Source organism: Pseudomonas sp. A-1, from assembly GCF_004801855.1.
Lineage (GTDB): Bacteria > Pseudomonadota > Gammaproteobacteria > Pseudomonadales > Pseudomonadaceae > Geopseudomonas.
This window is the reverse complement of sequence record NZ_SSTC01000010.1, coordinates 22,580-49,482: the sequence shown is the minus strand read 5'-3', so window position 1 is coordinate 49,482 and position 26,903 is coordinate 22,580. Positions and strand designations below refer to the sequence as shown.

The 26,903-nt window shown below is 67.3% G+C and carries 18 protein-coding genes; 11 read left to right on the top strand and 7 right to left on the bottom strand.

The annotated features are described in order from the left end of the window. Nucleotides 1-84 precede the first annotated feature (84 nt). From E5198_RS03420 to E5198_RS03390, 7 genes are read left to right on the top strand one after another with little or no spacing between them, the layout of a single operon-like run. Nucleotides 85-1,245 (top strand): efflux RND transporter periplasmic adaptor subunit, encoded by a 1,161-nt coding sequence (locus tag E5198_RS03420; RefSeq protein ID WP_168772467.1) that lies wholly within the window; start codon nt 85-87, stop codon nt 1,243-1,245. Beyond that, the gene (locus tag E5198_RS03415; RefSeq protein ID WP_136488615.1) at nt 1,238-4,405 is read left to right on the top strand and encodes an efflux RND transporter permease subunit; all 3,168 of its coding nucleotides are present in this window, start codon (nt 1,238-1,240) and stop codon (nt 4,403-4,405) included. Before E5198_RS03420 ends, E5198_RS03415 begins: the two co-directional genes overlap by 8 nt. After that, nucleotides 4,402-5,814 (top strand): efflux transporter outer membrane subunit, encoded by a 1,413-nt coding sequence (locus E5198_RS03410; protein ID WP_136488614.1) that lies wholly within the window; start codon nt 4,402-4,404, stop codon nt 5,812-5,814. Before E5198_RS03415 ends, E5198_RS03410 begins: the two co-directional genes overlap by 4 nt. Nucleotides 5,815-5,829: 15 nt before the next feature. Beyond that, nucleotides 5,830-6,846, top strand: coding sequence for an amino acid ABC transporter substrate-binding protein (locus E5198_RS03405; RefSeq protein ID WP_136488613.1), 1,017 nt, complete (start codon nt 5,830-5,832; stop codon nt 6,844-6,846). A gap of 11 nt (nt 6,847-6,857) precedes the next feature. Beyond that, entirely contained in the window at nt 6,858-8,198 is a 1,341-nt protein-coding gene (locus E5198_RS03400) for an SLC13 family permease (RefSeq protein WP_136488612.1), read from the top strand. A 13-nt stretch (nt 8,199-8,211) separates the two neighbouring features. Beyond that, nucleotides 8,212-9,300, top strand: coding sequence for a hypothetical protein (locus tag E5198_RS03395; RefSeq protein ID WP_136488611.1), 1,089 nt, complete (start codon nt 8,212-8,214; stop codon nt 9,298-9,300). Between the two features lie 44 nt (nt 9,301-9,344). Continuing rightward, nucleotides 9,345-10,355, top strand: coding sequence for an ABC transporter substrate-binding protein (locus E5198_RS03390; RefSeq protein ID WP_168772466.1), 1,011 nt, complete (start codon nt 9,345-9,347; stop codon nt 10,353-10,355). 40 nt (nt 10,356-10,395) lie between these two features. Here E5198_RS03390 and E5198_RS03385 read toward each other — a convergent pair whose 3' ends face one another. From E5198_RS03385 to E5198_RS03365, 5 genes are all read right to left on the bottom strand, one after another. Next, the gene (locus E5198_RS03385) at nt 10,396-11,811 is read right to left on the bottom strand and encodes a DUF2252 domain-containing protein (protein ID WP_136488609.1); all 1,416 of its coding nucleotides are present in this window, start codon (nt 11,809-11,811) and stop codon (nt 10,396-10,398) included. 46 nt (nt 11,812-11,857) lie between these two features. Beyond that, a complete protein-coding gene (locus E5198_RS03380) occupies nt 11,858-14,104 on the bottom strand; it encodes a patatin-like phospholipase family protein (protein WP_218569036.1) in 2,247 nt (748 codons plus the stop codon). 43 nt (nt 14,105-14,147) lie between these two features. After that, nucleotides 14,148-15,212, bottom strand: coding sequence for a DUF4105 domain-containing protein (locus E5198_RS03375; protein WP_136488607.1), 1,065 nt, complete (start codon nt 15,210-15,212; stop codon nt 14,148-14,150). Between the two features lie 179 nt (nt 15,213-15,391). Next, nucleotides 15,392-15,793, bottom strand: a complete 402-nt coding sequence (locus E5198_RS03370) for a GFA family protein (protein ID WP_136488606.1) — start codon at nt 15,791-15,793, stop codon at nt 15,392-15,394. Between the two features lie 228 nt (nt 15,794-16,021). Next, nucleotides 16,022-16,597: a hypothetical protein gene (locus E5198_RS03365; protein WP_136488605.1), complete on the bottom strand. Its 576-nt coding sequence runs from the start codon at nt 16,595-16,597 to the stop codon at nt 16,022-16,024. A 106-nt stretch (nt 16,598-16,703) separates the two neighbouring features. Here E5198_RS03365 and E5198_RS03360 point away from each other — a divergent pair, with 106 nt between their 5' ends. Next, complete coding sequence (locus tag E5198_RS03360) at nt 16,704-17,000, top strand: DUF1883 domain-containing protein (protein ID WP_136488604.1); 297 nt, start codon at nt 16,704-16,706, stop codon at nt 16,998-17,000. An 83-nt stretch (nt 17,001-17,083) separates the two neighbouring features. Here the strand turns inward: E5198_RS03360 and metH are convergent, their stop codons facing one another. Beyond that, nucleotides 17,084-20,794 (bottom strand): methionine synthase, encoded by a 3,711-nt coding sequence (gene metH / locus E5198_RS03355; protein ID WP_136488603.1) that lies wholly within the window; start codon nt 20,792-20,794, stop codon nt 17,084-17,086. A gap of 338 nt (nt 20,795-21,132) precedes the next feature. Between metH and E5198_RS03350 the strand changes: the two genes are divergently transcribed. From E5198_RS03350 to E5198_RS03340, 3 genes are all read left to right on the top strand, one after another. Continuing rightward, nucleotides 21,133-23,403, top strand: coding sequence for a fatty acid cis/trans isomerase (locus tag E5198_RS03350; RefSeq protein WP_136488602.1), 2,271 nt, complete (start codon nt 21,133-21,135; stop codon nt 23,401-23,403). Nucleotides 23,404-23,509: 106 nt separating this feature from the next. Then, a complete protein-coding gene (gene nfuA / locus E5198_RS03345; RefSeq protein WP_136488601.1) occupies nt 23,510-24,094 on the top strand; it encodes a Fe-S biogenesis protein NfuA in 585 nt (194 codons plus the stop codon). 182 nt (nt 24,095-24,276) lie between these two features. Continuing rightward, nucleotides 24,277-25,578 (top strand): sigma-54 dependent transcriptional regulator, encoded by a 1,302-nt coding sequence (locus tag E5198_RS03340; RefSeq protein ID WP_256658961.1) that lies wholly within the window; start codon nt 24,277-24,279, stop codon nt 25,576-25,578. A gap of 57 nt (nt 25,579-25,635) precedes the next feature. On the opposite strand, the gene E5198_RS03335 is transcribed toward E5198_RS03340, so the two are convergent. After that, a complete protein-coding gene (locus tag E5198_RS03335) occupies nt 25,636-26,898 on the bottom strand; it encodes a transporter (RefSeq protein WP_136488599.1) in 1,263 nt (420 codons plus the stop codon). Nucleotides 26,899-26,903: the final 5 nt, after the last annotated feature.

Genomic DNA, 26,903 nt, shown 5'->3' with positions numbered 1-26,903 from the left:
GCCGTGCGTGATCGAGCCGCCCCGTGACGACCGTTGATGGACGACGCCATGTCAGAAAAAATCAGTCAACGCCAGCTGTCGAGGATGATCATCGCGCTTCTGCCGATGCTCCTGATCGGCTGCGACAGCAAGGCGCCGCCGCCGGCGGCGGTGATGGAGGTTCCGGTCGTCACCGTCGCCGCCAGGGACGTGAACATCCCCCTTGACGTGATCGGCGAAACCGTCGGCTCCACCGACGTGACCATCCGCGCACGGGTCGACGGCTTCCTCGACGGCATCCACTTCAAGGAAGGCACCTTCGTCGACAAGGGCGCGCTGCTCTACAGCATCGACCCGCAGCCGTTCCAGGCCAAGGTCGCGCAGGCCAACGCGATGCTGGCGCAGGCGCGCACCAGCCTGGTGAAGACCAAGGCGGACCTCGACCGCATCCGGCCGCTGGCCGAGATCAACGCGGTCAGCCAGCTGGATCTGGATGGCGCGGTGGCCAACTACGAGGCGGCCAAGAGCTACGTGGAAGCGGCCAGGGCGCAGGTCGAGCTGGCCCAGCTCGAACTGGGCTACACGAAGATCCGTGCGCCCGAGCGCGGCCTGATCGGCCTGTCCGAGGCGGAGGTGGGCGACTTCGTCAGCCAGCGCAACAACGGCGGCCTGCTCAACGTCATCTCGCGCACCGACCCCATCGCCGTGCGGGTGTCGATCACCGAGCGCGGTTACCTCAACGCCGCGCGGCGGCTGGCCGACCAGCAGCAGGGCAAGGCCGCCGATGGCAGCATCGCGACCGCAGGCCAGCGGCCGCTGTCGCTGATCCTCGCCGACGGCAGCCTGTACGAGCAGCGCGGCGTGCCGACCAAGGTCGACCGCAACATCGACCCCACCACCGGCGCGCTGACCATCGAAGCTGAGTTCCCCAATCCCCAGGGACTGCTGCGCCCCGGCATGTTCGCGCGCATCCGCTTCGATGCCGACGAGATCAAGGGCGCCATCCTGCTGCCGCAGCGCGCGGTCAGCGAGCTGCAGTCGGTGCACCGGGTGTTCGTCATCAAGGCGGACGACACGGTGGAGGTGCGCCAGGTGCAGGTGGGCCAGCGCCTGGGCAGCGACTGGGTGATCGAGTCCGGCCTGCAGCCGGGCGAGCGGGTCGCGGTGGCGTCGCTGCTGCGCCTGCGTCCGGGCATGACCGTCAAGCCGCGCCCGGCCGATGCCAGCGAACTGCCGCCGGTGGCGGAGGGTGGCAAGAATGGGTGAGTTCTTCGTTCGCCGGCCCATCTTCGCGATGGTGATCTCGATCATCATCGTCATCGTCGGCCTGGTGGCGATGGGCAGCCTGCCCATCGCCCAGTACCCCGACATCACCCCGCCGGAGATCAAGGTCGAGACCACCTACGACGGCGCCAACGCGGTGAACGTCGAGCAGTCGGTGGCCACGCCGCTGGAGCAGAAGGTCAACGGCGTCGAGAACATGCTGTACATGAAGTCGACCAACGCCAGCAACGGTCAGATGACCCTGTCGGTGGCCTTCGAGGTCGGCGCCGATCTCGACATCTCCAACGTGCTGGTGCAGAACCGCGTGTCCGAGGGTTCCGCGCAGCTGCCCGAGGACGTCAAGCGCCGCGGGGTGAAGGTCAAGAAGGCGCTGGCCTTCCCGCTGATGCTGGTGACCCTGCGCTCGCCGGGCGGCAGCTACAACGCCGACTTCCTCACCAACTACATGTCGATCAACGTGCTCGACGAGATTGCCCGCATCCAGGGCGTCGGCCAGGTCACCATCTTCGGCGGCGCCGACTACGCCATGCGCATCTGGATCAAGCCGGACCAGCTCAGCCGCCTGGGGCTCACCGTGCCGGACATCGTCACCGCCGTGCAGCAGCAGAACGTGCTGACCCCGGCCGGCAAGCTCGGCGGCCCGCCTGCCGCGCCGGGCACCGAGTTCGCCTACGCGGTGCAGACCCGCGGCCGCCTGGAGACGCCCGAGCAGTTCGGCCAGGTGGTGGTGCGCTCCAATCCGGACGGCTCGCAGGTGTTGCTGCGCGACGTGGCGCGCATCGAGCTGGGCGCCGAGACCTACAACCAGATCGGCGCCTTCGGCTCCAAGCCGGCGGCGGTGCTGGCGGTCTACCAGTTGCCCGACGCCAACGGTCTGGAGGTGGCGGAGAAGATCCGCGCGGCGATGGAGCAGATGAAGGAGCGCTTCCCGCAGGACGTCGAGTACGTGGTTTCCCTGGACACCACCAAGCCGGTGTCGGCGGGCATCAAGGAGATCGTCCGCACCCTGTTCGAGGCCACGGTCATCGTCACCCTGGTGGTGTTCATCTTCCTGCAGAACTTCCGCGCCACGCTGATCCCGACCCTGGCGGTGCCGGTGGCGCTGGTCGGCACCTTCGCGGTGTTCCCGCTGCTCGGCTTCTCGATCAACACCTTCTCGCTGCTCGGCCTGGTGCTGGCCATCGGCATCGTGGTGGACGACGCCATCGTGGTGGTGGAGGGCGTGTCGGAGAAGATGGAGCGCGGCATGCCGCGCCGCGAGGCGACCATCCAGACCATGAAGGAGGTCAGCGGCCCGGTGATCGCCACGGCGCTGTCGCTCACCGCGGTGTTCGTGCCGGTGGCCGCCATGTCGGGCATCACCGGCCGGCTCTACCAGCAGTTCGCCATCACCATCGCCATCTCGGTCATCATCTCGGCGATCGTCGCCCTGTCGCTCAGCCCAGCGCTGTCGAGCACCCTGCTGCAGCCGCACGGCCATGGCAGCAAGGGCTGGCTGGGGCGCTTCTTCGCCGGCTTCAACCGCATCCTCGACGCGGCGACCGACAGGTACATCGGCCTGACCAGCCGCTTCACCCACCGCCCGCTGCGCGCGCTGGCGGTGCTCGGCGTGCTGGTGGTGCTGCTGGTGGCGCTGTTCCGCAGCGTGCCCGGCGGCTTCGTGCCCGAGGAGGACCAGGCCTACCTGATGGCCAACCTGCAGCTGCCCGACGCCGCCTCGCTGGAGCGCACCCACGCCGCCGCGGCCAAGGTCGAGGCGATCCTCGCCGCCGAGCCGGCCATCGAGTCCTACACCACGGTCACCGGCTACAGCTTCCTGTCCGGCGCCTCGTCGACCAACAACGCCTTCTTCTTCATCCAGCTCAAGGACTGGGACGAACGACCGGCAGCGCAGGACAAGGCCACCAACGTGGCGCACCGTCTGAACGGCAAGCTGGCGGCGGTCAACGAGGGCATCGCCATCGCCTTCGGCCCACCGGCCATTCCCGGCCTCGGCACCGGCTCCGGCTTCTCGATCATGCTGCAGGACCGCGTCGGCAACAGCCCCGACTACCTGGCCGAGCAGACCCGGGCGTTCATGGAGGCGGCCGGCAAGCGCCCGGAGATCGCCGGGCTGTACACCACCTACCGGGCCACGGTGCCGCAGATCTACATGGACGTGGACATCCAGAAGACCATGAAGCTCGGCGTCACCCCGGCGGACGTCAACCAGACCCTCGGATCGTTCCTCGGCGGCGCCTACGTCAACGACTTCAACCGCTTCGGCCGGCTGTACAAGGTCTACGTGCAGGCGGAGAGCGACTACCGCAAGGATCTCGCCGACGCCTCGCTGTTCTACGTGCGCAACGCCGCCGGCGCGATGGTGCCGATGAACACCCTGCTCACCGACGAGTCCACCAACGGCCCCGAGTTCACCTACCGCTTCAACATGTTCCGCGCGGCCGAGGTCACCGGCCGTCCGGCGCCGGGCTACAGCTCGGCGCAGGCGCTGAAGGCGCTGGAGGAGGTGGCGGCCGAGGTGCTGCCCAGCGACATGTCCTACGCCTGGAACGCCATGTCCTACCAGGAGAAGGCGGCGGAGGGCTCCGGCAGCATGGTGTTCGTCATGGCGCTGGTGTTCGTGTTCCTGATCCTCGCCGCCCAGTACGAGAGCTGGTCGCTGCCCTTCGGCGTGCTGTTCGGCACACCCATCGCGATCTGCGGGGCGATGTTCGGCCTGTGGCTGGCGCGCCACTTCAGCGCCAGCTACGAGAACAACGTGTTCGCCCAGATCGGCCTGGTGATGCTGATCGGCCTCGCCGCGAAGAACGCCATCCTGATCGTCGAGTTCGCCCGTACCGAGATCGAGAAGGGCAAGGGGCCGGTGGAGGCAGCGCTGGCGGCGGCGCGGCTGCGCTTTCGGCCGATCCTGATGACCTCGTTCGCCTTCATCCTCGGCGTGATCCCGCTGATCCTCGCCAGCGGCGCCGGCGCCGAGGCGCGCAAGATCATGGGCATGACCTCGTTCGCCGGCATGCTCACCGCCACCGTGGTCGGCGTGGTGCTGGTGCCGGGGCTGTTCGTGGTCGTCGAGAAGTACCTGACCGGCAGGAAGAAGAAGCCGCCGCAGGCCGAGCACGTGAACGAGGAGGCCAGGCCATGAAGGGATTCGTCCGCCGGCCGCTGCCGGCGACCGTGCTGCTGTCCGGGCTGCTGCTGGTCGGCGGCTGCATGGTCGGCCCCGACTACCAGCGCCCGCCGCTCGACATGCCGGTCGCCTGGAAGGAGCCGGCCGCCACCGATGCCTCGTTCGCCAACCTCGACTGGTGGGACGTGTTCGCCGACGACCGCCTCGACGCGCTGATCCGCGAGGCGCTGGACAACAACCGCGACCTCGGCGTGGCGGTCGCGCGCATCGAGGAGGCGGCGGCGCTGCTGCGCATCGAGCGGGCCAACCAGTTCCCGGTCCTCGACGCCGAGGCCGGCGCCGGGCGCTCCTCGCAGAGCCGCAACATCCTGCCGGGGGCCGAGACCGAGAGCAGCTACTTCCTCAACGGCGCCGCCTTCTTCGAGATCGACCTGTGGGGCAAGCTGCGCCGCGCCACCGAGGCGGCGCGGGCCGACCTGCTGGGCAGCGAGGAGAACGCGCGCAGCGTGACCATCTCGCTGGTCGCCGCGGTGGCCACCACCTACTTCCAGCTGCTCGACCTCGACGACCGCCTGCGCATCTCCACGCGCACCCTGAAGTCGCGCGAGGACGCCCTGGCGATCATCCGCGCGCGTTTCGAGAAGGGCACGGTGCCGGAGCTGGACGTCAACCAGGCCGAGATCGAGGCCGCCGACGCCCAGGCCTCGGTGGCGGCCTTCGACCGCGCCGTGCGCCAGACCGAGAACGCCCTGAGCGTGCTGGTCGGCTCGCGGCCGCGGGCCATCGAGCGCGGTACGCAACTGGCGCAGCAGAGCCTGCCGGTCGAGGTGCCGGCTGGCCTGCCGCTGAACCTGCTGGAGCGCCGGCCGGACATCCTCGCCGCCGAGCAGATACTGGCCGCCGAGACCGCGCGCATCGGCGTGGCTCGTGCCCAGCGGCTGCCGTCGCTGTCGCTGACCGCCAGCTTCGGCTATGCCAGCCGCGACCTCAGCGACCTGGTCGAGGGCGACAGCGAAAGCTGGAACGTGCTCGGCAACCTCTTCGCGCCGATCTTCAACGCCGGGCAGCTCAAGGCCGTCGAGCAAGCCCAGCGTCAGCGCGCCGAGCAGGCGCGGCTGGGCTACGAGCAGGCGGTGCTCAACGGCCTGCGCGACGTGGACGACTCGCTTGCCGGCCTGCGCACTGCGCGCGACGAGCACGTCGCCCGCCAGCGCCAGCTCACTGCGGCGCGCACCGCGGCGCGCCTGTCGCGGGCGCGCTACGACGGCGGGCTGGTCAGCTACCTGGAGGTGCTGGACTCCGAGCGCAGCCTGTTCCAGGCCGAGCTGCTGGAGTCGCAGACCCGCCAGCAGCAACTGAGCGCGGCGGTCAGCCTGTATCGGGCGCTGGGCGGCGGCTGGTCGCCGTCCGATAGCCGGCCGTGAGCGAGGACTGAAGCTATGCGCTGGCCTTTCCTGCCCCTGCTGTTGGCTGCGGTGCTGGGCGCGCCGGCGCACGCCGGGCAGGTCATGGACAGCATCAAGGCGCGCGGCGAGCTGCGCTGCGGGGTGAGCGAAGGCATTCCCGGCTTTTCCGAGGCGGACGCCGGCGGGCGCTGGCGCGGCCTCGACGCCGACTTCTGCCGCGCGGTGGCGGCGGCGCTGCTGGGCGATGCCGAGAAGGTGGCCTTCGTGCCGCTGCGGGCCTCGACCCGTTTCCCCGCCCTGCAGGCGCGCAAGATCGATCTGCTGGTGCGCAACACCACCTGGACGCTGACCCGCGAGGCCTTCCTGCAGGTGCAGTTCCCGGCGGTGCTGTTCTACGACGGCCAGGCATTCATGGTGCCCGGCGCCAGCGGCCTCTCTGGGCTGGCCGATCTCGCGCAGGCGACCGTCTGCGTGGTCAAGGGCACCACCCACGAAGGCAATCTGGCCGACCACGCCCGGCTCAATGGCCTGAACTGGCAGCCGCTGGTCAGCGATTCGCTGCCCGCCGCGACACAGGCCTTCCTGGCCGGCCGCTGCCAGGCGCTGACCGCGGATTCGGCGCAACTGGCCGCCATGCGCCTGGGCGCGCCGGGTGGCCCGCAGGCCTTCTTGATCCTGCCGGAGCGCATCTCCAAGGAGCCGCTCGCGCCGGTGGTGGCGGGGGAGGATCTGCAGTGGGTCAGCCTGGTGCGCTGGGTGCTGCACGTGCTGGTGCTGGCCGAGGAGTACGGCGTGACCCAGGCCAATGTCGATGCGCGCGTGCGTGAGCTGGGTGGGTCCACCGGGCGCCTGCTGAGCAGCGAGGACCGCCGGCTGGCGCAGGCGCTGGGCGCCCGCGAGGACTGGGCGCTCCGCGCGGTGAAGGCGGTCGGCAACTATGGCGAGCTGTACGAGCGCAATCTCGGCGCCGCCAGTGGGCTGCACATCGAGCGGGGACTCAACCGCCTGTGGCGCGACGGCGGGCTGCTGTACGCCCCGCCGATCGACTGAGCGAGGATCGCATGACCGACCTGCAGATCTACCTGACCCTTGGCGTGTTCTCGGCGGTGATCCTGGCGATCGCCTTCGATGTGATCGACATGGCGGTCGCCGCGCTGCTGGGGGTGGGTGTGCTGCTGGCGGCTGGCATCCTGACCGACAACGATCTGGTGGCTGCCCTGCGTACGGCGGGGGGGCCGATCTCGCTGCTGTTCGGCGGCATGGTGGTGGCGCGCGTGCTGGCCAGTACCGGGCTGTTCGAGCGCATCGGCGACATCTATCTGCACGCGACAGGTGGCAGCGGCAGGCGCTTCCTGATCCTGCTGGTGCTGCTGGTCGCCCCGGTGTGCGCCTTCCTGCCCAACGCCACCACGGTGATCCTGCTCGCCCCGGTGATCATCCGCGTGGCCCGTGCGCTCAAGGTGGATATCGTCGGGCCCATGGTCATCACGGCGATCGTCAGCAACGCTGCCGGCATGCTCACCCTGGTGGGCGATCCGGCGACCTTCCTGGTCGGCAGCTCGATCGGCATGAGCTTCGTCCAATATCTGCAGACGGTCAGTCTGGCCGGCCTGCTGGCGGTACTGGTGGTCATTCCGCTGTTGCCCTGGCTGATGCCGCAGGTATGGACTGCGCGGATCGATTTGCCGGCCGAGCGGCCGGCGGTGCCTCTGGAGCGGCGGGGGTTCGCGCTGCTGGCGCTGGCCGTGCTGGCCCTGATGGTGCTGCTGTTCCTGTTTGGCGAGCAGCTGCCGGTGCACATCGTGCCGCCCTCGGTGGCGATCATCGCTGCCAGCCTGGCTTTGCTCGTTGTCTATGAGGTGCATGTCGAGCCAGTCGAAGCGGTCCTTCGCGACATCGACTGGAAGACCCTGGTGTTCCTCGGCGCCATCTTCTGCCTGGTGCAGGCGTTCACCCAAACGGGGCTGCTGCAGGGGCTGGCCCTCAAGCTGCACGACTGGTTTGGCGTGGAGTTCACCCTGGTGGCGCTTGCCCTGCTGGCGGGCATCGGGGTGATGTCGAGCCTGCTTGCCAATGTCCCGGTGGTCGTCGCCGCGCTGGTGATGACCAAGGGCTATCTGGTGGCCGCCGAGGCGGTGCCGGAGATCGCCCTGGGCGCGGGCTTCACCGACTGGCCGGCGGCCACGCTGCCGGTGTTCATCGCCCTGATGTTCGGCGCCACGCTGGGGGGCAACGCCACGCTGATCGGTGCCTCGTCGAATATCGTGGCGGTCGGCATCTGTTCCGCGCTGGGAGAGAAGGTGACCTTCGTGCGGTTCTTACGCTACGGTTTGCCGATCACTCTGGTGCAGCTCACTGTATCGGCGCTGTATGTGGTCGGCCTGTTCTGGCTGGCGCGCTAGCCGAGGGGGGGCGATGAAAGGGCTCTCGTTCGCGGCGCTGGGGTTGGCGGCGCTCTGCGTGGCCCTTGCGGGCTGCATGAGCATCGGCCCCGGCACCGTGGAGCGTGACCGCCTGGACTACTCGGCCGCGGTGGGCGACTCGTGGAAGAGTCAGATGCTGCTGAACCTGGTAAAGCTGCGCTATGGCGATGCGCCGGTGTTCCTCGACGTCGGGCAGATCGTCGCCGGCTACTCGTTCCCGCGCAGCCTCGGCGCCGTCGCAGCCGTCAATCAGACCGACGGCGCTCCGGTCATCAACAGCTCAGTGGGCCTGTCGGCCGGGGCCACCTTCAACGACAGCCCCACCGTCACCTATGCGCCGATGACCGGCGAACGCTTCGCCCGTTCGCTGATGACGCCGATACCGCCTTCGGTGATCCTCAACATCATCCAGGCCGGCAACCCCGTGGAGGAGGTGTTCCGCACTTCGGTCCAGTCGGTGAACGGCGTCGACAACCGTCGCGTCGGCCGCCTGTTCGTGCGGCGGGCCAATCCGGAGTTCTACGCCCTGCTGCCGAACCTCGAGCGCCTGCAGTCCTCGGGCGACATCGGCATGCGCGTCCGGCAGGAGGGCGGCGAGGCGCAGCTGCAGATGATCTTCCGCCCGCGGACCGCCGCCGCCGAGGAAAGCGCCCGGCGCAATGTGGCGACCATCCTCGGCCTGGACCCCGAGGCGCGGGAGTATCAGGTCAGCTATGGAACCGTGGCCGGCAGCGACCGGGAAATCGCCCTGCTGACCCGCTCGATCTACGAGATCCTCGTCGACATCGCCTCGTTCATTTCGGTGCCCGAGGCGCATGTGGCTGAGCGGCGGGTGCGGCCGACCGCGGAGGGCGACATCGGACCCAGCGGCGCCATTCCGCCGCTGATCCGGATTGCCAGCTCTGCGCAGCAGCCGGCCGATGCCTTCGTGGCGGTTCCGTACCAGGGCTACTGGTTCTACATCGACAACCGGGATATCCCTTCCAAGCAGGTGTTCTCGTCGATCATGTTTCTGTTCACCTTCGTGGAGACCAGAAGCCATGAGGCCGCGCCCATCCTGACCATTCCGACGACGCGCTGAGACGGGCTCAAAGGAGAGCGTAAATGTGCCGCAAGAGTACGCGAGTGCTGCTGCTTACCCTGTTGATCCTGCCGTGTCTGGGATCGGCCCATGCCAGTCCCCGGTCAGCAGAGCGTAGCCTGCTGCCGATCACCATCGCTTTTCAGGCGAACACCGACTGGCTGCTGCTGGTGGCCAGGGATCTGCACCTGTTCGAACAGGCCGGCCTGCGGCCGAGCTTCGTCAAGTTCGTCGCCGGACCGCCGATGATTGCCGCCGCCCGGGAGCAGAGCATCGATGTGGCTTCCATCGGCAGCGTGCCCTTCATCAGCGGACTGACCCAGGGCGTCGACTGGGTGGTGGTCGGGATCAATCCGGAGAATGCCTACGGCGAAGGCCTGGTCGCCCGGCGGGGCAGCGGCATCGAAACGGTCGCCGACCTGGCCGGCAAGCGCATCGGCTTCTTCCGGGGGTCGACGGCGCATTTCGGGCTGATGATGACTCTGCGCCAGCTGGGCATCCGCCGCGACCAGGTCGAACTGCTCGACATGCCCCCTGCGGAGCAGTTGAGCGCGCTGGCCGGCAACAGGATCGACGCCGCCATGGTCTGGGAGCCCTGGATGCAGAAGATGGTGCATGAGGCGAACGGCCGCCTCATCGTCACCGAAGGAGCCATGGGCATCTACACCTCGGTATCGGTCTACGCGGCCCGCAGCGCATGGCTGCGGGAAAACCGTGAAGCGGCGGTGCGCTTTCTGCGTGCGCTATTGATGGCCAGCAAGGTCATGCAGAAGAGCCCCGAAGTCGGCATCAAGGCGCTGGCGCGGGAGATGAGCATCAGGGAGGAGTGGGCCGAGGCGATCCACGAAAATTCCCCGCCACCCGACCTGACCCTCTGGGTGAATGCCCGTTACCGGTATTCGCTGGTCAAGGACGCGGAGTTCCATCGCCGCCTCGGCTATCTGGTGACCTTCCTGCTCGAGGAGGAGGTCATCAGCGAGGAGGTGGACGTGCGCAACATCCTCGACGTATCGGTGATCACCGAGGCCTTGAAGACGCGGGAAGCCGGCCGCTGAGGGCCTATGGGCCCTCAGTCGTGGAGCTGGCGTGCGGGTTCTACTCCTCCTCGATGAGCGCCTGCAGCCGTCCGGAGTTCACCGCCTCTACCAGGACCGCATGGTCCCGCGCGGTCTGATCGGCATAGGCGAGGGAAAAGTCGCCCAGCGCCTCGTCGAAGGTATCGCCCTTGCCCAGATAGCCGCTGATGGTCGCCGCATCCCCCGACTTGGCATGGGCCCGGGCCAGCACCAGGCCGCAGAGTCCGGCGTAGCGCTCGAGTTGCGTGGCCGAGACTCCCTCCAGGGGGATGGACATCTTCATGTCCCGCAGCTGGCGCACGAAGAAGTCGCGCCCGGTCCGGCCGCGGGCCCAGCCGAGGAAGATGTCGCTGGAGGACTGCATCAGCCGTTGCCCCATGACGATGCGCTGGCCCTGGTTTTCATAGCGGCTTTTCCCGGCGTAGGGTTCGAGGACCGAGTGACAGGCTTCCTTGAGCTGGAGAATCAGAGGGTGGTTTTCTTCGGAGAGCATCAGCGCGATGAAGCAGCGGGTGCCGACGCTGCCGATGCCCACTACTTTCAATGCGGCATCCACCAGACGATAGCGGTCCAGCAGCACACGGCGCTCGTCGGACAGCGTCGCCCGGTAATCCGCCAGGCCCTCGTGAACCTTGTCCATGAACTCGGGATCGGCGACGTGGTAGATGATCGGCGGCTGATCGACGATGCGGGGGTGCCCGGCCACCTGCTCGGCCAGCTTGGGGAAGACGTTCTCGATCACCCGTTCGTGGGCCTTGTCGGCGAGCTGCTGGCGCAGCTTTCTCACCTTTTCATCGGGGGCCATCTCGATCAGGGTTGCCTCGTCGAGGCGCGAGTACCAGACCTCCAGCGGGCTCATCCTGGAGTATTCGCGCAGGTTCTCCCGATAGGCGCGCACGCAGGCCACGGCAGCGTCCCGCGACTCATCATCGGACAGCCGGTTGTCGCGTCCGGCGACCGCGAAACTGGCGGCCAGCCGCTTGATGTCCCACTCCCAGAGGGCGGGAAGGGTTTCGTCGAAGTCGTTGAGATCCAGGACCAGGTTGCGTTCCGGCGTGGCGAACAGGCCGAAGTTCATCAGGTGGCAGTCGCCGCAGGCCTGCACGCGGATGCCGGTGCTGGGGGTGATGGCGAGATCGTGGGCCATCAGCGCCGCCGAACCGCGCAGGAAGGCGAAGGGGCTGCGCAGCATGCGCCCGTAGCGGATCGGCACCAGCTCGGCCAGACGATCCTCGTTCGACTTCTCGAGGATGGCGATGGGGTTGCGGTGCCTGGCCGGCGGCGTCCAGGCGGCATGGCTGCTGCGCGGCACCTTGTCGCGCAGTGCCCGGCCTGCAGCGATGCGCTCGTCGCGGGAGCGGAAAACCGGGGCGGGCTCGGCTGTCTCATGGGGCGCTGCCCTGGTCTTGGTATGCGATTTTTTCGTGCTGCTCATGGTTGCCCCTGCAAATGTCGACTGCGGTCGGCTGGCGGTAATGTCCCTAGAACGGTCTTCCCAGATAGAAATAGAAGCTGTCGTTGCCATCCTTCGCACGCCCATAGCCAAGATAGACCGGGCCGAGCGGACTATCGGCAGCGATGAAGATGGCGGCGGACCTGAGCCAGTCTTCGCTGTTGCCCGGAACCAGCGGATTGCCGATCCGGCTGGCCTCCAGGGAAAAGCCGGTGTAGGCGCCTTCGAAGATGCTGCCTTCGAGGATCCGGTGGTAATACATCAGCCTGCCGAACTGCAGTTGCTCGCCCAGCAACTGGCCGGTGGAGTAGCCGGAGCCGGTCAGGAAGCCGCCCCACTGGAACTGGTCGTAGCGTGGCAGGGGGGCGCTGCCGATCTTGTCGCCGGCCTTGAAGGCAAGGTTGAGGGTGTGGTTGCCGAACGAGAACGCGCCGTTGCCGTCGGCGTCCCACTTGGTGTACTCGTCGTCGGCGCCGAGCGCGCCGGTCGAGTCGAAGATGCCGGCTCCGGCGCGCCAGCCCGAACGGGGGAAGTGCACGCTGTCGAGCTGGTCGAGCCTCAGCCGGGCGCGCCAGGCCCCCTGGATGATCCGCGAGTCGCCGGGCGACAGGCTCTCGGGGCCGGTGTCCAGTTGCGGCTTGAGGCGTCCGCCGACTGCACCGATACGGAATTCGCCGTAGCGACTGAACTGGCTGCCCACATCCACCCCGCCGAGCATGGATGTCATCTCGTAGCTGGCCACGCGGTCGTCGTCGCGGTAGAGATCGGCGGTGCGCCGCTCGATGGCGGCATGCGGCGCGATGAAGAAGCGGTTGGTGGCGCTGAACGGCTGGTAGAACTCGGTGTAGAGGCCGCTGGTATGGCCGAGCTGCACGTCGGTGCGCCACTCGGCGCCGCGGTCGTTGATCCAGGTCTTGCGGTAGCTGCCGAGGATGTTGAAGAACGCATCGCCGCTGAAGTCGCTGGACAGGCCCAGACCGAAGCGCAGGTAGTTGGGGCCCCAGGATTTCTCCACGGCGTCCACGGCGAGGATGCGCTTGCCGGGCTCCTCGATGAAGCGGTAGTTGACGTGCTCGAAGTCGCCGGTGCCGTAGATGCGGCGCATGTCGCTGTCGAGGGTGTCCTGCTCGATCTGCTCGCCGGGCCTGGTATCCATGGCCGCCTGGGCGCTCTGCGGGTTGACGCGCTTGAGGTTCCCGAAGCGGATCTCGTCGACCGGGCGCAGGTCGGGCGCCACGGCGATGGTCTGGCCCTGGCGCAGCGCCGCATACTCGGCGGCCGGCAGGGACAGCCGGGCGAGGCGGTCGGCGACCTGGCGCGCCGCCGCCTCGCCGATCGGGGCGATCTGCTCCAGGTGGTCGAAGTCGCCGGTCGAGAAGTCGCCGAGGTCGGGGGAGATGAGGATGTCCTGCGGCTGCAGGGTGGCGAGCGAGGCCTGCACGTTCTGCTCGGTGAGGATGCTGAGCATCTGCCCGGTGACGCCGAAGATGCCGCTGAGCTGCTCGCGGGTGAGCAGGGGGGTGCCGACGTTCACCGCGATGACGATATCGGCACCCATCTCCTCGCGTGCGGTCTGGATCGGCAGGTTGCTGGTGAGCATGCCGTCGACCAGGATCATGCCGTCGAACTCCGCCGGCGCCACCGCGCCGGGTACCGACATGCTGGCGCGCATCACGTTGGCCAGCTCGCCCTGGTTGAACACCACCGCCTTGCCGGTCACCAGGTCGGTGGCCACGGCCCGGTAGGGAATCGGCAGCGTGTCGAAGCGGTAGTGCCCCTTGGCCTTGGACAGCCGGCGCAGCACGGTTTCCAGCTGTACGCCGGTGACCACGCCCTTGCCGAACTTGACCTGGCCGTTGTCCAGGCCGACCTCGGGGGTGAACAGGATGCCGTAGTCGTCCTCCTTGCGGCGCATGGAGCGTTCCCGGCGCGGCGGGTCCTCCTTGAACAGCAGCTCGGTGGAGATGGTCTTGAGGATGGTGTCCATCTCCGCCGTGGAGGTGCCGGTCGCGTAGGAGGCGCCGACCAGGGCGCCCATACTGGTGCCGGCGATGCAGTCGACCGGCACGCGGTACTCCTCGAGCACCTTGATCACGCCGACGTGCGCCGCGCCCCGCGCGCCGCCGCCGGAAAGGACCAGGCAGATCCGGGGGCGTTTCGTGCTGCCTTCCGGCCGGGCGGTGGCGACGCTGTCCGCCGGCACGGCCAGGGCGGGCGGCATGGCGGCCAGCGTCAGGGCCAAGGCGACAAGGACGATCCGATCACGAAGTTGCATGCCCATTTTCCCCTGTTGCGCTGGTCCTGAGAGGTGGTTTCGCTCACTGTCCGGTGTCGATGTCGTCGTCCGCTACGCCGGCGGGTGAAGCCTGGCTCGGCTCGCGGATGCGCCTGGAGAAGTCTGCGGCGCTGTCCGCGGCCTGCGCCCGGGCGTTGACGTGGACCTGCTGCTGCAGTTCGGCGAACGGCAGGCCGCGGCTATCCAGGCGGCCCTGTTCGTAGAGGAACTCCGGCAGGTAGCCGCTGGCCAGGATCCTCCAGTCGAAGGGCAGGTGGCTGGGGTTGACCCGGGTGTTCATCCAGATGGTGGTGGTGCAGTTGGTGGTCAGGGTGTTGTAGAACTCGGGGCGCTCGTGCAGCTCGTTGATGCGCTGCATGTATTCGAGGAGCAGGCGCCGGCCGTTGTCGAGATCGCCCTTGAGGCGGTAGACGTAGACATCCTCCGGCGGGTCGTGCCGGTAGTTGGTGCGCAGGCGGATGACGTCGCGCTCGTCGGCCACCACGTAGTAGAGCTCGTACTGGCGGAAGAAACCCTTGAGGGTCGAGTAGCCTTCGCCCTTTTCCTTGCGCGTCTCGATGGACACTGCCAGGTGGTCGCCCTTGCCGAAGTCGAAGCTGAGGAAGATGTGGGCGATGGCCGGGCCCATCCAGTACACGGCGACCAGATCGACCCCCTGCAGCTGGCGCAGGTCGAAGCGCCGGTCGTACCAGGCGGGGGTGAAGTCGGTTTCGCTGCGATAGTCGAAGTTGCGGATGTCGTGCACGGTGACCATGTCGCCTTCGATGCTGGCATGGGGGAGCACGGCGACGTCCGCCAGCCAGTCGCGCTGGTTGGAGGGCTCGATGCCGTGCCACCAGACCAGCAGGACGACGAACAGGGCGAAGTAGCAGCCCAGCACCGTCCGCCGCCAGCGGTGCAGCGGCAGGGCGCCGAGGGCGAGCAGCGTAGCAAGGGCGACGCCGGCAGCCAGGGCATTGCGCAGGGGCTCGTCGCGCGGCCCCGCGTAGAGCAGGGCCAGCGCGCCCCAGGCGCCGGCGGCAAGAACCAGCAGGCCGAGCAGGAGCAGGCCGACAAAGGTGGCAATGCGGATCGGAGTCTTGCGCATGGGGCCTCCGCCCTGATCGTGAAGCATCTCCGCTGCTGCAGACCGGGCGCACCGCTGGCAGGTTGCCGCGCCGGGACAACGCGCGGCGGTGCAGGCCAGCAGGACAGGTCAGTGAAAGTGTGGCGGGTTTCCCCGGCCTGTCCACCCCGCAGGCTCGACCAGGGCCTGCGGGGCTGCGTTCAGGAGGCGGGGCGCTCGGCGTACTGCGGCAGGTCGTCGTGGATCTCGCACCACTCGGCCCTGGAGCCGACGAAGATGTGCGCGGTCGGCTTGCCGGCGATGGGCGTATCCAGCGTGCCGATGCGCAGGCGCAGCAGCTCCGGCTGCCCCGGGCGACGGCTGTACAGCGGCGAGCCGCACTTGCCGCAGAACACGCGGAACACGCCCGGCGAGGACTGGTATTCGGCCAGCGCTTCCTGCCCCTGGACGAGATGGAACGCGCTGGTGCTCACCGAGGCGTTGGTGGCGAATGCCGAGCCGTTGGCCTTGCGGCAGCGCGAGCAGTGGCACATGACGATGGGACCGAGTTCGCCGTGGATTTCGTAGCGGACCGCGTTGCACAGGCAGCTGCCTTCGAGCATGGGACTCTCCTTGTGGGTAGGGACAGGACGGGCGTTTGCGCCGTGCAGCTTACCGCGCTCCCGGCAGCCGGCGAAGATCGTCCGGAAGCCTTCCGGCTGCACGTTTTCTCATCTTGCCGACATCCGCCTCACGAAATCTTCACGCTCGCCTGCGTACGCTGAACGAACTGAGAGTTTCCCCTGTTTGCCCCGCCACCGAGCGGGGCTTTTTGTTTCCGGGCGTCCGGGTCAGGGCAGCACGGTCAGCTGCTCGACCCAGACTAGCTCGCAGGCGCCAGCGCCGGTGTCCTCCCGGCTCAGGGAGCTGACCCACTGGAAACCGTCATCGCCCTCGACACGCACCAGCTGGCCGGACAGGCGGATACGCGCGCCCGCCTGCAGCCAGTCCAGCGTGGCGGCTACCGCGGCACTGGCCGGGATCATGTGCATGTTGGCGCTGTGCCTCTCGATCTCCCGGCGGGGGATGGGCAGCTCGTCGGCTCGCCAGTAATACCAGCGGTTGCTCTGGCGGATCTCGATCTGCCCGGACAGGCCCGGATCGGCCATGGGGCCCCAGCCCAGCGCCAGGTCGGTGGGCGAGACCTGGGCGCCGCGGTCGAAGCGGTAGTCCTCGCGCCCCAGCACCAGCGCCTCCTCGAGCTGGAAGGGCTGCAGCGCTTCAACGCGATGATCGCCGATCCGCAACTGGCCGCCAGCCAGGTCGCCGCTCACCGGCGGCGCCTTGGAAGCCGGAGTCAGCACGATCCACGCCAGCCACAGGCCGGCCAGCCATACGGTCAGTTTGAAGAGGCGCTGCAGGTTCATGGCTCGCGGTGGGCGTGGAGGGGGAGGCGAGTTTAACCGCTGCGACGGAGCGAAAGCTGCGGCTTCGTGCTATGTTCCGCGCCTTGCAACGTGCTCTGGAATCACCATGAAATTCATCCATCAACGCGAACAGCTCAACGAGGACGACCTGGTCATCATCGAAAGCTCGCAGCCCTGCAACATCCGCCTGATGAACGACGCCAACTTCCGCGCCTTCAAGAACGGCGCCCGGCACAACTACATCGGCGGTCACTTCGACCGTTTCCCGGCGAAGATCCGCGTGCCGGGGGACGGCTTCTGGAACATCACCCTCGATACCGTCACCCGCCGCCCGATCAGCGTGACGCGCAAGCCGAAGCTGGAGTATTCGATCAGGATTCGACGGGCGAAGGGGGCGCATTGAGCTCCCGTCCGCGGTTCAATGTGCTGCTCCTGAATGCATGAGGCCCGCTTGCGCGGGCCTCATGGCTTCTACGGCGTAATCACTCAGGCGTCGTAACCCAGATTCGGCGCCAGCCAGCGCTCGGTCACGGCCAGCTCCTGGCCCTTACGCTTGCTGTAGCTCTCCACCTGGTCCCTGTCGACCTTGCCGACCGCGAAGTACTGCGCCTGCGGGTGGGCGAAGTACCAGCCGCTGACCGCGGCGGCGGGGAACATGGCGTAGTGCTCGGTGAGGAACACGCCGCTCTGGCCCGGCTTGCCGGTCTCGGCCTGCGGGTCGAGCAGGGCGAACAGGGTGCCCTTCTCGGTGTGATCCGGGCAGGCCGGATAACCCGGGGCCGGACGGATGCCCTGGTACTTCTCCTTGATCAGCGCCTCGTTGTCGAGGGCCTCGTCCCGGGCGTAGCCCCAGTAGTCCTTGCGCACCTGCTCGTGCAGCCACTCGGCGCAGGCTTCGGCGAGGCGGTCGGCCAGCGCCTTGACCATGATGCTGTTGTAGTCGTCACCCTTGGCCTCGTAGGCCTTGGCCAGTTCCTCGGCGCCGATGCCGGCGGTGACGATGAAGCCGCCGACGTAGTCGGTGACGCCGGAGTCCTTCGGCGCGACGAAGTCGGCCAGCGACAGGTTGGGCTTGCCGTCCGGCTTGATGGTCTGCTGGCGCAGGTGGTGCAGGGTGGCCAGTTGCTCGCCCTTGTCGCCGTAGACTTCCAGATCGTCGCCGTTGACCTGATTGGCCGGCCAGAAGCCGAGCACGGCGCGCGCCTTGATCAGTTTCTCGCCGATCAGCTTCTGCAGCATGGCCTGCGCATCGTTGTACAGGCTGGTGGCGGCCTCGCCGACCACCTCGTCGGTCAGGATGCGCGGGAACTTGCCGGCCAGGTCCCAGGAGATGAAGAACGGCGTCCAGTCGATGTATTGGCTGAGCACCTCGAGGTCGATGTCCTCCAGCACCTTGACGCCGGTGAAGGAGGGCACCGGCGGCTGGTAGCCGGCCCAGTCGAACTGCGGGCGGTTGGCCAGCGCGGCCTCGTAGCTGAGACGCTCGATGCGCGCGCTGCGGTTGGCGGTGCGCTCGCGCACCTCAGCGTACTCGGCCTTCAGCTTGGCGACGTAGTCGCTCTTCAGTTCCTTGGACAGCAGGGTGGTGGCCACGCCCACCGCGCGCGAGGCGTCGGTGACGTAGACCACCGCGTCGTTGCCGTACTGCGGCTCGATCTTCACCGCGGTGTGCGCCTTGGAGGTGGTGGCGCCGCCGATCATCAGCGGCAGGGTGAAGCCCTGGCGCTGCATTTCCTTGGCGACGTGGACCATCTCGTCCAGCGAGGGGGTGATCAGGCCGGACAGGCCGATGATGTCGCACTTCTCGGCGATGGCGGTCTGCAGGATCTTCTCCGCCGGCACCATCACCCCGAGGTCGACGATGTCGTAGCCGTTGCAGCCGAGCACCACGCCGACGATGTTCTTGCCGATGTCGTGGACGTCGCCCTTGACCGTGGCCATGAGGATCTTGCCCTTGGCCTCCGGCTTGTCGCCCTTCTCGGCCTCGATGAAGGGGATCAGGTGGGCTACCGCCTGCTTCATCACGCGGGCGGACTTCACCACCTGCGGCAGGAACATCTTGCCCGCGCCGAACAGGTCGCCGACCACGTTCATGCCGCTCATCAGCGGGCCTTCGATCACCTCGATCGGGCGGGCGCACTGCTGGCGGGCTTCCTCGGTGTCCTCGACGATGAAGGTGGTGATGCCCTTGACCAGCGCGTGTTCCAGACGCTTGTTGACGTCGTAGCTGCGCCATTCCTCGGTCTCGGCTTCCTTCACGCTGCCGTCGCCACGGTAGTTGTCGGCGATGGCCAGCAGCGCCTCGGTGGCGGACGGGCTGCGGTTGAGCACCACGTCCTCGACCTTCTCGCGCAGTTCGGCCGGGATCTCGTCGTAGATCTCCAGCTGGCCGGCGTTGACGATGCCCATGGTCAGGCCGTTCTGGATGGCGTGGAACAGGAATACCGAGTGGATCGCCTCGCGCACCGGGTTGTTGCCGCGGAACGAGAACGACACGTTGGACACCCCGCCCGAGGACAGGGCGTAGGGCAGGTGGTCGCGGATGTAGGCGCAGGCCTCGATGAAGTCGACCGCGTAGTTGTTGTGCTCCTCGATGCCGGTGGCCACGGCGAAGATGTTCGGGTCGAAGATGATGTCTTCCGGCGGGAAGCCGACTTCGTTGACCAGGATGTCGTAGCTGCGCTGGCAGATCTCGCGCTTGCGCGCGGCGGTGTCGGCCTGGCCGACCTCGTCGAAGGCCATCACCACCACGGCGGCGCCGTAGCGCTTGCACAGGTGGGCGTGGTGCTTGAACTGCTCGACGCCTTCCTTCATGGAGATCGAGTTGACGATGCCCTTGCCCTGGATGCACTTCAGGCCCGCCTCGATCACCTCCCACTTGGAGGAGTCGATCATGATCGGCACGCGGGAGATGTCCGGCTCGGAGGCGATCAGGTTGAGGAAGGTGACCATCGCCGCCTTCGAATCCAGCATGCCCTCGTCCATGTTGATGTCGATCACCTGGGCGCCGGCTTCCACCTGCTGGCGCGCGACGTCGAGGGCCTCGGCGTAGTTCTCCTCGCGGATCAGGCGGGCGAACTTGGCCGAGCCGGTGATGTTGGTGCGCTCGCCGACGTTGACGAACAGTGAGCTGCGGTCGATGGTGAACGGCTCGAGGCCGGACAGGCGGCAGGCCTTGGGGATGTCCGGGATGGCGCGCGGCGGGTACTTGGCGACCGCCTCGGCGATGGCCTGGATGTGCGCCGGGGTGGTGCCGCAGCAGCCGCCGACGATGTTCAGGAAGCCGCTGGCGGCGAATTCCTCGACCACCACGGCCATCTCGGCCGGGGTCTCGTCGTACTCGCCGAAGGCGTTGGGCAGGCCGGCGTTGGGGTGGGCGGAGACGTGGGTCTCGGCCTTGGTGGCCAGCTCTTCCAGATACGGGCGCAGGTCCTTGGCACCGAGGGCGCAGTTGAGGCCCACGGAGATCGGCTGGGCGTGGCGCACCGAGTTCCAGAACGCCTCGGTGGTCTGCCCGGACAGGGTGCGGCCGGAGGCGTCGGTGATGGTGCCGGAGATCATGATCGGCAGCGTGACGCCGTCCTCCTCGAACACCTGCTGCACGGCGAAGATCGCCGCCTTGGCGTTGAGAGTGTCGAAGATGGTCTCGATCAGGATCAGGTCGGCGCCGCCCTCGATCAGGCCGCGGGTGGCCTCGGTGTAGTTCTCCACCAGCTCGTCGAAGGTGACGTTGCGGTAGCCGGGGTTGTTGACGTCCGGGGAGATCGAGCAGGTGCGGCTGGTCGGGCCGAGCACGCCGGCGACGAAACGCGGCCTGTCCGGGGTCTCGGCGGTCTTGGCATCGGCCACCTGGCGGGCCAGGCGCGCACCAGCGACGTTCAGCTCATAGACCAGCTCCTCCATGCCGTAGTCGGCCTGGGAGACGCGGGTGGCGTTGAAGGTGTTGGTCTCGAGGATGTCGGCGCCGGCGTCCAGGTAGGCCTTCTCGATGGCGCCGATCACGTCCGGACGGGTCAGCAGCAGCAGGTCGTTGTTGCCCTTGACGTCCTGCGGCCAGTCGGCGAAGCGTTCGCCGCGGTAGTCCTCTTCTTCCAGCTTGTAGCTCTGGATCATGGTGCCCATGCCGCCGTCGAGGATCAGGATGCGTTCCTTGAGGGCTTGCTGGAGGGCCTGGAGGCGGGCGGCGCGGTCGGACATGGGGACTACCTGGAGAGGGTGGATCGTGAAGGCGGGCATGATAGCAAAGCTGCATGGTTCTGGAGCGGGGAGGGGGTGGCCATGAATTTTGTTCATGTTGTCGGGGTCGATGGTTCCCGCGTTCCACGTGGGAACCGGATCTCTGGACGCTCCGCGTCCATCGGCCGCCGGAGCGGCCGGGACTGCGTGTCCACGCGGAGCGTGGACACGATCATGGTGCCGCGGGCGTGGCCTGCCCGGTAGGCAAATGCTGCGCGAGTTGCCAACCCTACGGCTCGCGCACGCCAGTGCGTTGGGCAAACGGCTAGAATCCTCCATCGCCCGCCACGGACAGCCTCATGCCCATCTTCCTTCTGCTGCTGGCCAGCCTGCTGCTTAGCCTGCCCCTGTCCGCCGCGCCGCTGTCCTTCACTCGCGACGTGCAGCCGATCCTCACGCAGAAGTGCGTGGCCTGCCATGCCTGCTACGACGCGCCCTGCCAGCTCAACCTCGGCAGCGCTGCCGGCATCCAGCGCGGCGCCTCGAAGGTGCCGGTGTACAACGGCAAGCGCATCGAGGCCGACGCCACCACGCGGCTGTTCGTCGATGCGCAGACGGAGGCCGGCTGGCGGGCGCAGGGCTTCCATTCGGTGCTGGGCGGCGGCGCTGCCGCACTGGTGGCGCGCATGCTGGAGCTGGGCCGCACCCATGCGCCCTTGCCCGGTGCGAAGCTGCCGGAGGATCTGGAGATCGGCATCTACCGCGACAACCAGTGCCCGAAGCCCGAGCAGTTCGACGACTTCGCGCGCAGGAACCCCGGTGCCGGCATGCCCTTCGCGGTCAGCGGCCTGAGCGATGGCGAGTACGCCACCCTGCGCCGCTGGCTGGCCGAAGGCGCGCCCCTGGATGGCGAACCGGTGGTCGCCAGCGCTTCCGAGGCGGCGCAGGTCGCCGCGTGGGAGGCGCTGCTCAACCGCCCCGGCGCCCGCGAGCAGCTGGTGGCGCGCTGGCTGTACGAGCACCTGTTCCTCGCCCACCTGTACTTCGACCAGGGGAAAAGCGGGCGCTTCTTCGAGCTGGTGCGCTCGCGTACCCCCAGTGGCGAGGCGGTGGACGTGATCGCCACCCGGCGTCCCAACGATGACCCCGGCACCAGCTTTCACTACCGCCTGCGGCCGATCCAGGGCGTGATCGTGCACAAGACCCACATCACCTATCCGTTGAGTCGCGCCAGACTGGAACGAGTCGAGGAGCTGTTCTTTTCCGGCGACTGGCAGGCGGACGCGGTGCCCGGCTACGGCCCGCAGCGCCGCGCCAATCCGTTCGAGACCTTCGCCGCCATTCCCGCCGGTGCGCGCTACCAGTTCATGCTCGACAACGCCGAATACATCGTGCGTACCTTCATCCGCGGCCCGGTATGTCGCGGGCAGATCGCCACCGATGTGATCCGCGACCACTTCTGGACCCTGTTCCAGGCTCCGGCCCACGACCTCTATCTGACCGATGCCGCCTACCGCGAGCGGGTCACGCCGCTGCTGGCGCTGCCCGGCGTGCAGGACGACCTGGCGCAGCTGCCGCTGCTCTGGCGTGAATTCCGTGCCAATCGCAATGCCTACGAGGCGGCACGCCGCGAGGCCTACTCGCACCAGCCCTATCCAAGCTGGTCGCATATCTGGGCCGGCAACGACAACGCGCTGCTGAGCATCTTCCGCCAGCAGGACAGCGCCTCGGTGCGCAAGGGCCTGATCGGCGCCGTGCCGCAGACCCTGTGGTGGCTGGACTTCCCGTTGCTGGAGCGCACCTACTACCAGTTGGTGGTCAACTTCGACGTGTTCGGCAACGTCTCGCACCAGGCGCAGACCCGTCTGTACTTCGACCTGATCCGCAACGGCGCCGAACAGAACTTCCTGCGCCTGATGCCCGCCGGACAACGCGAGGCCATGCTTGGCGACTGGTACCAGGACGGCGGCAAGCTCAGGCTGTGGCTGGACTACGAAGGCATCGACCATGAAACGCCCAGCGGCCTGCGCCTGCCGGAGGACGAGCCGAAGCGGGCCTTCGTCGAACGCCTGCTGGAGCGCTACGGCACCCTCAATGCGCGGCCGGATCCGTTCAACCGTTGCCAAGAGGGGCGCTGTTTCCGCCCCGAGGCGGTCCCGGCGCTGCAGCACATCGATCAGCGCCTGAGCGCCCTGGCCGCGCGCCCGCTGAGCGATCTGCCAGTCATCGAGTACCTGCCGGAGGCAACCCTGCTGCGTGTCGAGCTGGATGGCGGCGGGCGCGAGGTCTACAGCCTGCTGCGCAACCGCGCGCACAGCAACGTGGCCTTCATGCTCGGCGAGTCGCTGCGCTACCAGCCGGAAAAGGACAGCCTGACCCTCTACCCGGAGGTGCTGACCAGCTACCCGAACTTCCTGTTCAGCCTGCGCGAAGGGGAGGTGGGCGCCTTCGTCGCCTCGTTGCAGCAGGCCGACGCGGTGGAGGATTTCGAGCGCATCGTGCAGCGTTGGGGCGTGCGCCGCAGCGATCCGCGCTTCTGGAGGCTGTTCCACGACCTGGCCGCGCACATCCGCGAAACCCAGCCGGTGGAGGCGGGGGTGCTGGACATGAATCGCTATCAGAACCTGTGAGGGCGTCGGGAGAAAGGCGCTGCCGGCCCTATTCCTACCAAAATGCTGGGACTTTATCCGCGCCCCGGCATGGCGTACACTGCGCGCATACCTGCAAGGAGTTCCCATGAGCGCCATCACCTTCACCGAATCCGCCCAGGCTTACCTGGCCGAGCTGCTGGAGAAGCAGAACACCCCGGGCATCGGCATCCGCGTGTTCATCACCCAGCCGGGCACCCAGTACGCCGAGACCTGCATCGCCTACTGCAAGCCGCACGAGCAGAAGCCCGAGGATACCGCCCTGGCGCTGAAGGACTTCACCGCCTGGCTGGATGCGGTCAGCGTGCCCTTCCTCGAGGACGCCGTGGTCGACTACGCCACCGACCGCATGGGTGGCCAGCTGACCATCAAGGCGCCGAACGCCAAGGTGCCGATGGTCAACGAGGACAGCCCGCTGCCCGAGCGCATCAACTACTACCTGCAGACCGAGGTCAATCCGGGGCTGGCCAGCCACGGCGGCATGGTTTCGCTGGTCGACATCGACGACGAAGGCGTCGCCATCCTGCGCTTCGGCGGCGGCTGCCAGGGTTGCGGCATGGTCGACATGACCCTCAAGGACGGCGTCGAGAAGACCCTGATGGAACGCATCCCCGAACTGAAGGGCGTGCGCGATGTCACCGACCACACCAATAAGGAAAATGCCTACTACTGAGTAGCCCATTTTCCGGATATTGCAGTGAAAAATCACAAAGGGCGGATATCCGCCCTTTGTAATTTCGATTATCACAAAACCATCTAAGCTCCCGTCTTCCCCTTTGCTAGTTTCATTCCAGCAGCGCCGATGTCTCTTCAGAGATTATTAGCGAATAACCAGGATGGAACATGCACAATCAAATGCTTCGTCGACTCCTCGTTGTCGACACTTCGAACGAATTCAAGCCCCTTGTTTCCAAACTGCAGCATGCCGGCTGGGAGGTAACGGTCTGTTCATTCGATGAAGCCTTCGAGCAGCGGGCGGAGGTCGGGATCATCCGTCTCGACCTTGCGCTCGATGATCTGGAGGAGGTGCGTGACCTGGTCAGCCACAACCCCGCCCTGTGGGTTGCCGTGCTGGCGCCGGGGGTGCCGCTGGATGGGAGCCTTGGCTCCCTCATCGGCGAATGGTTCTTCGACTACTACACCCTGCCGCTCGATCTGGACCTGTTCCAGGCCACGCTGGGGCACGCCCTGGGCATGGCCATGCTGCGCAGGCCCGAGAAGCTCAGGGCCGATGACGACCGGCTGCTGGGCAACACGGCGACCATGCGCGAACTGCGCACGCTGCTGACCAAGCTGGGCCCCACCGACTCGCCGGTGCTGATCCGCGGCGAGAGCGGCACCGGCAAGGAGCTGGTGGCTCATGCCCTGCACCGGCTTTCGCGACGGGCCAGGGAGCCCTTCGTGGCGATCAACTGCGGGGCCATTCCCGAACAGCTGATCCAGTCCGAACTGTTCGGCCACGAGAAGGGGGCCTTCACCGGTGCCCATCAGCGCAAGATCGGCCGGATCGAGTCGGCGGATGGCGGCACGCTGTTCCTCGACGAGATCGGCGACCTGCCGATGGACCTGCAGGCCAACCTGCTGCGCTTCCTGCAGGAAGGGCAGATCGAGCGGGTCGGCGGCAGCCAGCCGATCAAGGTGAATGTCCGCGTGCTGGCGGCCACCCACGTCGACCTGGAGCAAGCCGTGGAGCGTGGGCGTTTCCGCGAGGACCTCTACTATCGCCTGAACGTCCTGCAGGTGCGCACCAGCCCGCTGCGCGAGCGTCTGGAGGACGTGCCGGCGCTGGCCCGGCATTTCGCCAGGCTGTATGCCGAGGAGGTCGGTCGGCGTCCTCGGCCCTTCAGCGATGCGGCATTGAAGGCGCTGTGTGACTACGACTGGCCGGGCAACGTGCGCGAACTGGCCAACCGGGTGCGGCGTGGCCTGGTCCTCGCCGAGGGCAATCTGATCGAGGCGGAGGATCTGGGCTTCCAGCGCGCGGTCGCGGCGCACAAGGCCGACATCAGCCTGGAAGACTACAAGCTGCAGGCCGAGAAGCAGGCGCTCAGCGATGTGCTGCTGCAGTACTCGCAGAACCTCAGCCGCGCCGCCAAGGCGCTCGGCGTGTCCCGTCCCACCTTCTATCGCCTGCTGAGCAAGCACGGCATCCGCTGACTGCCACCATGTAAAGCCCCGGCCGGAGGAACATCCGGCCGGGGCTTTTGCGCAGGGTCAGAAGTAGTAGGGGAACTTGAGGCTGAAGGAAAAATCCGGCGCATCCGGGGTCAGGCCGATCGACAGGTTGGGCACCATGGTCAGCTTGTCGGTCAGGGCGAAGGTCATGCCGACGTTGAAGTAGGCCGCATTGGCGTCGCTGCTGTCGACGGTCTGCCAGTCGCCGCCGTCGGGCTTGATCTCGCTTTTCCGGCCGATCAGCTGCGAGTAGGAGAAGGACAGGCTCATGCGGTCGTTGAGGGCGAAGGCAGTGCCCAGGCCGTACTGGAACCAGTCGCCCAGCTTGACCTTGCCGCCGAGCTTCTGGCCGGGCGTGGAGCTGATGTCGTCGAAGGACTCCTCGAAGTTGTGGGTATAGGAGAGGTTGGCGAACAGCACGGCCGGATCGACGGTCTTCACCAGGGCGATGCCCGGGGTGACCGACCACACGCCGTTGCCGGTGGGCAGCTCCTCGGGCACTGTGAGGTTGGTGTTGGTGGGCGACTGGACCAGCTTGATGCCATAGGGCTCATCGCCGGTCGGTGCCTTGACCCGCAGGCTGAAGACCGCATCCGGCCGTCCTGGCGCCTCGTCGAGGAACTTGTAGGACACGCCCATGCTGACATCGCCGATGGCCGGGTCGCGGGTGACGGTTTCCGAGGAGAAGGTGTTGGTGCCACCCCCGGCCCCTCCGCCGGCACCGGTTGCACCGGCCGATTCGTAGGTCGTCTCGCGGTAGGTGACCGGCACGTTGAGGTCGAACTGCCAGCGGTTGCCCAGGTTGTAGCGGCCAGTCAGGTCGAAGGTGAAGTTGTCCGACTCGATCTGGTCGACGCCGATGTTGCCGAGGAAGATGGCGTCCAGGGCGAGGAAGCCGTTGAGGAACATCTGCCGGGCATCGTAGTGGCTGTAGGTCAGGCCGGTTTCCAGGCTGAACCTGCCTTCGCCGAAGAAGCCGCTGGCCTTGTCGTAGATGTCCCCGACGCTGCGGGATGGCGAGTTGTCTTCGCGCAGGCTTTCTCCATAGCCTGTCGCTTGCGTGCCGGAGGAAGGAGAGCGTGCCAGGCGCTGGGGCTGGGGGACCCCAGGCTGCGCTTCCACTTCGCGCACGCGCTGTTCCAGTACCATCAGGGCTTTCTGTTGCGCGTCGTATCGCTGGCGCAGTTCGAGCAGTTGCTGTTGCAGGGCCGCTACATCTGCCTCTGTAGCTGCATGCAGGAAGGTGGATGGAAGAAGGGCAGCGACACCTATTGCAATCTGAAGCGGATATGAACGAGACATGAGCG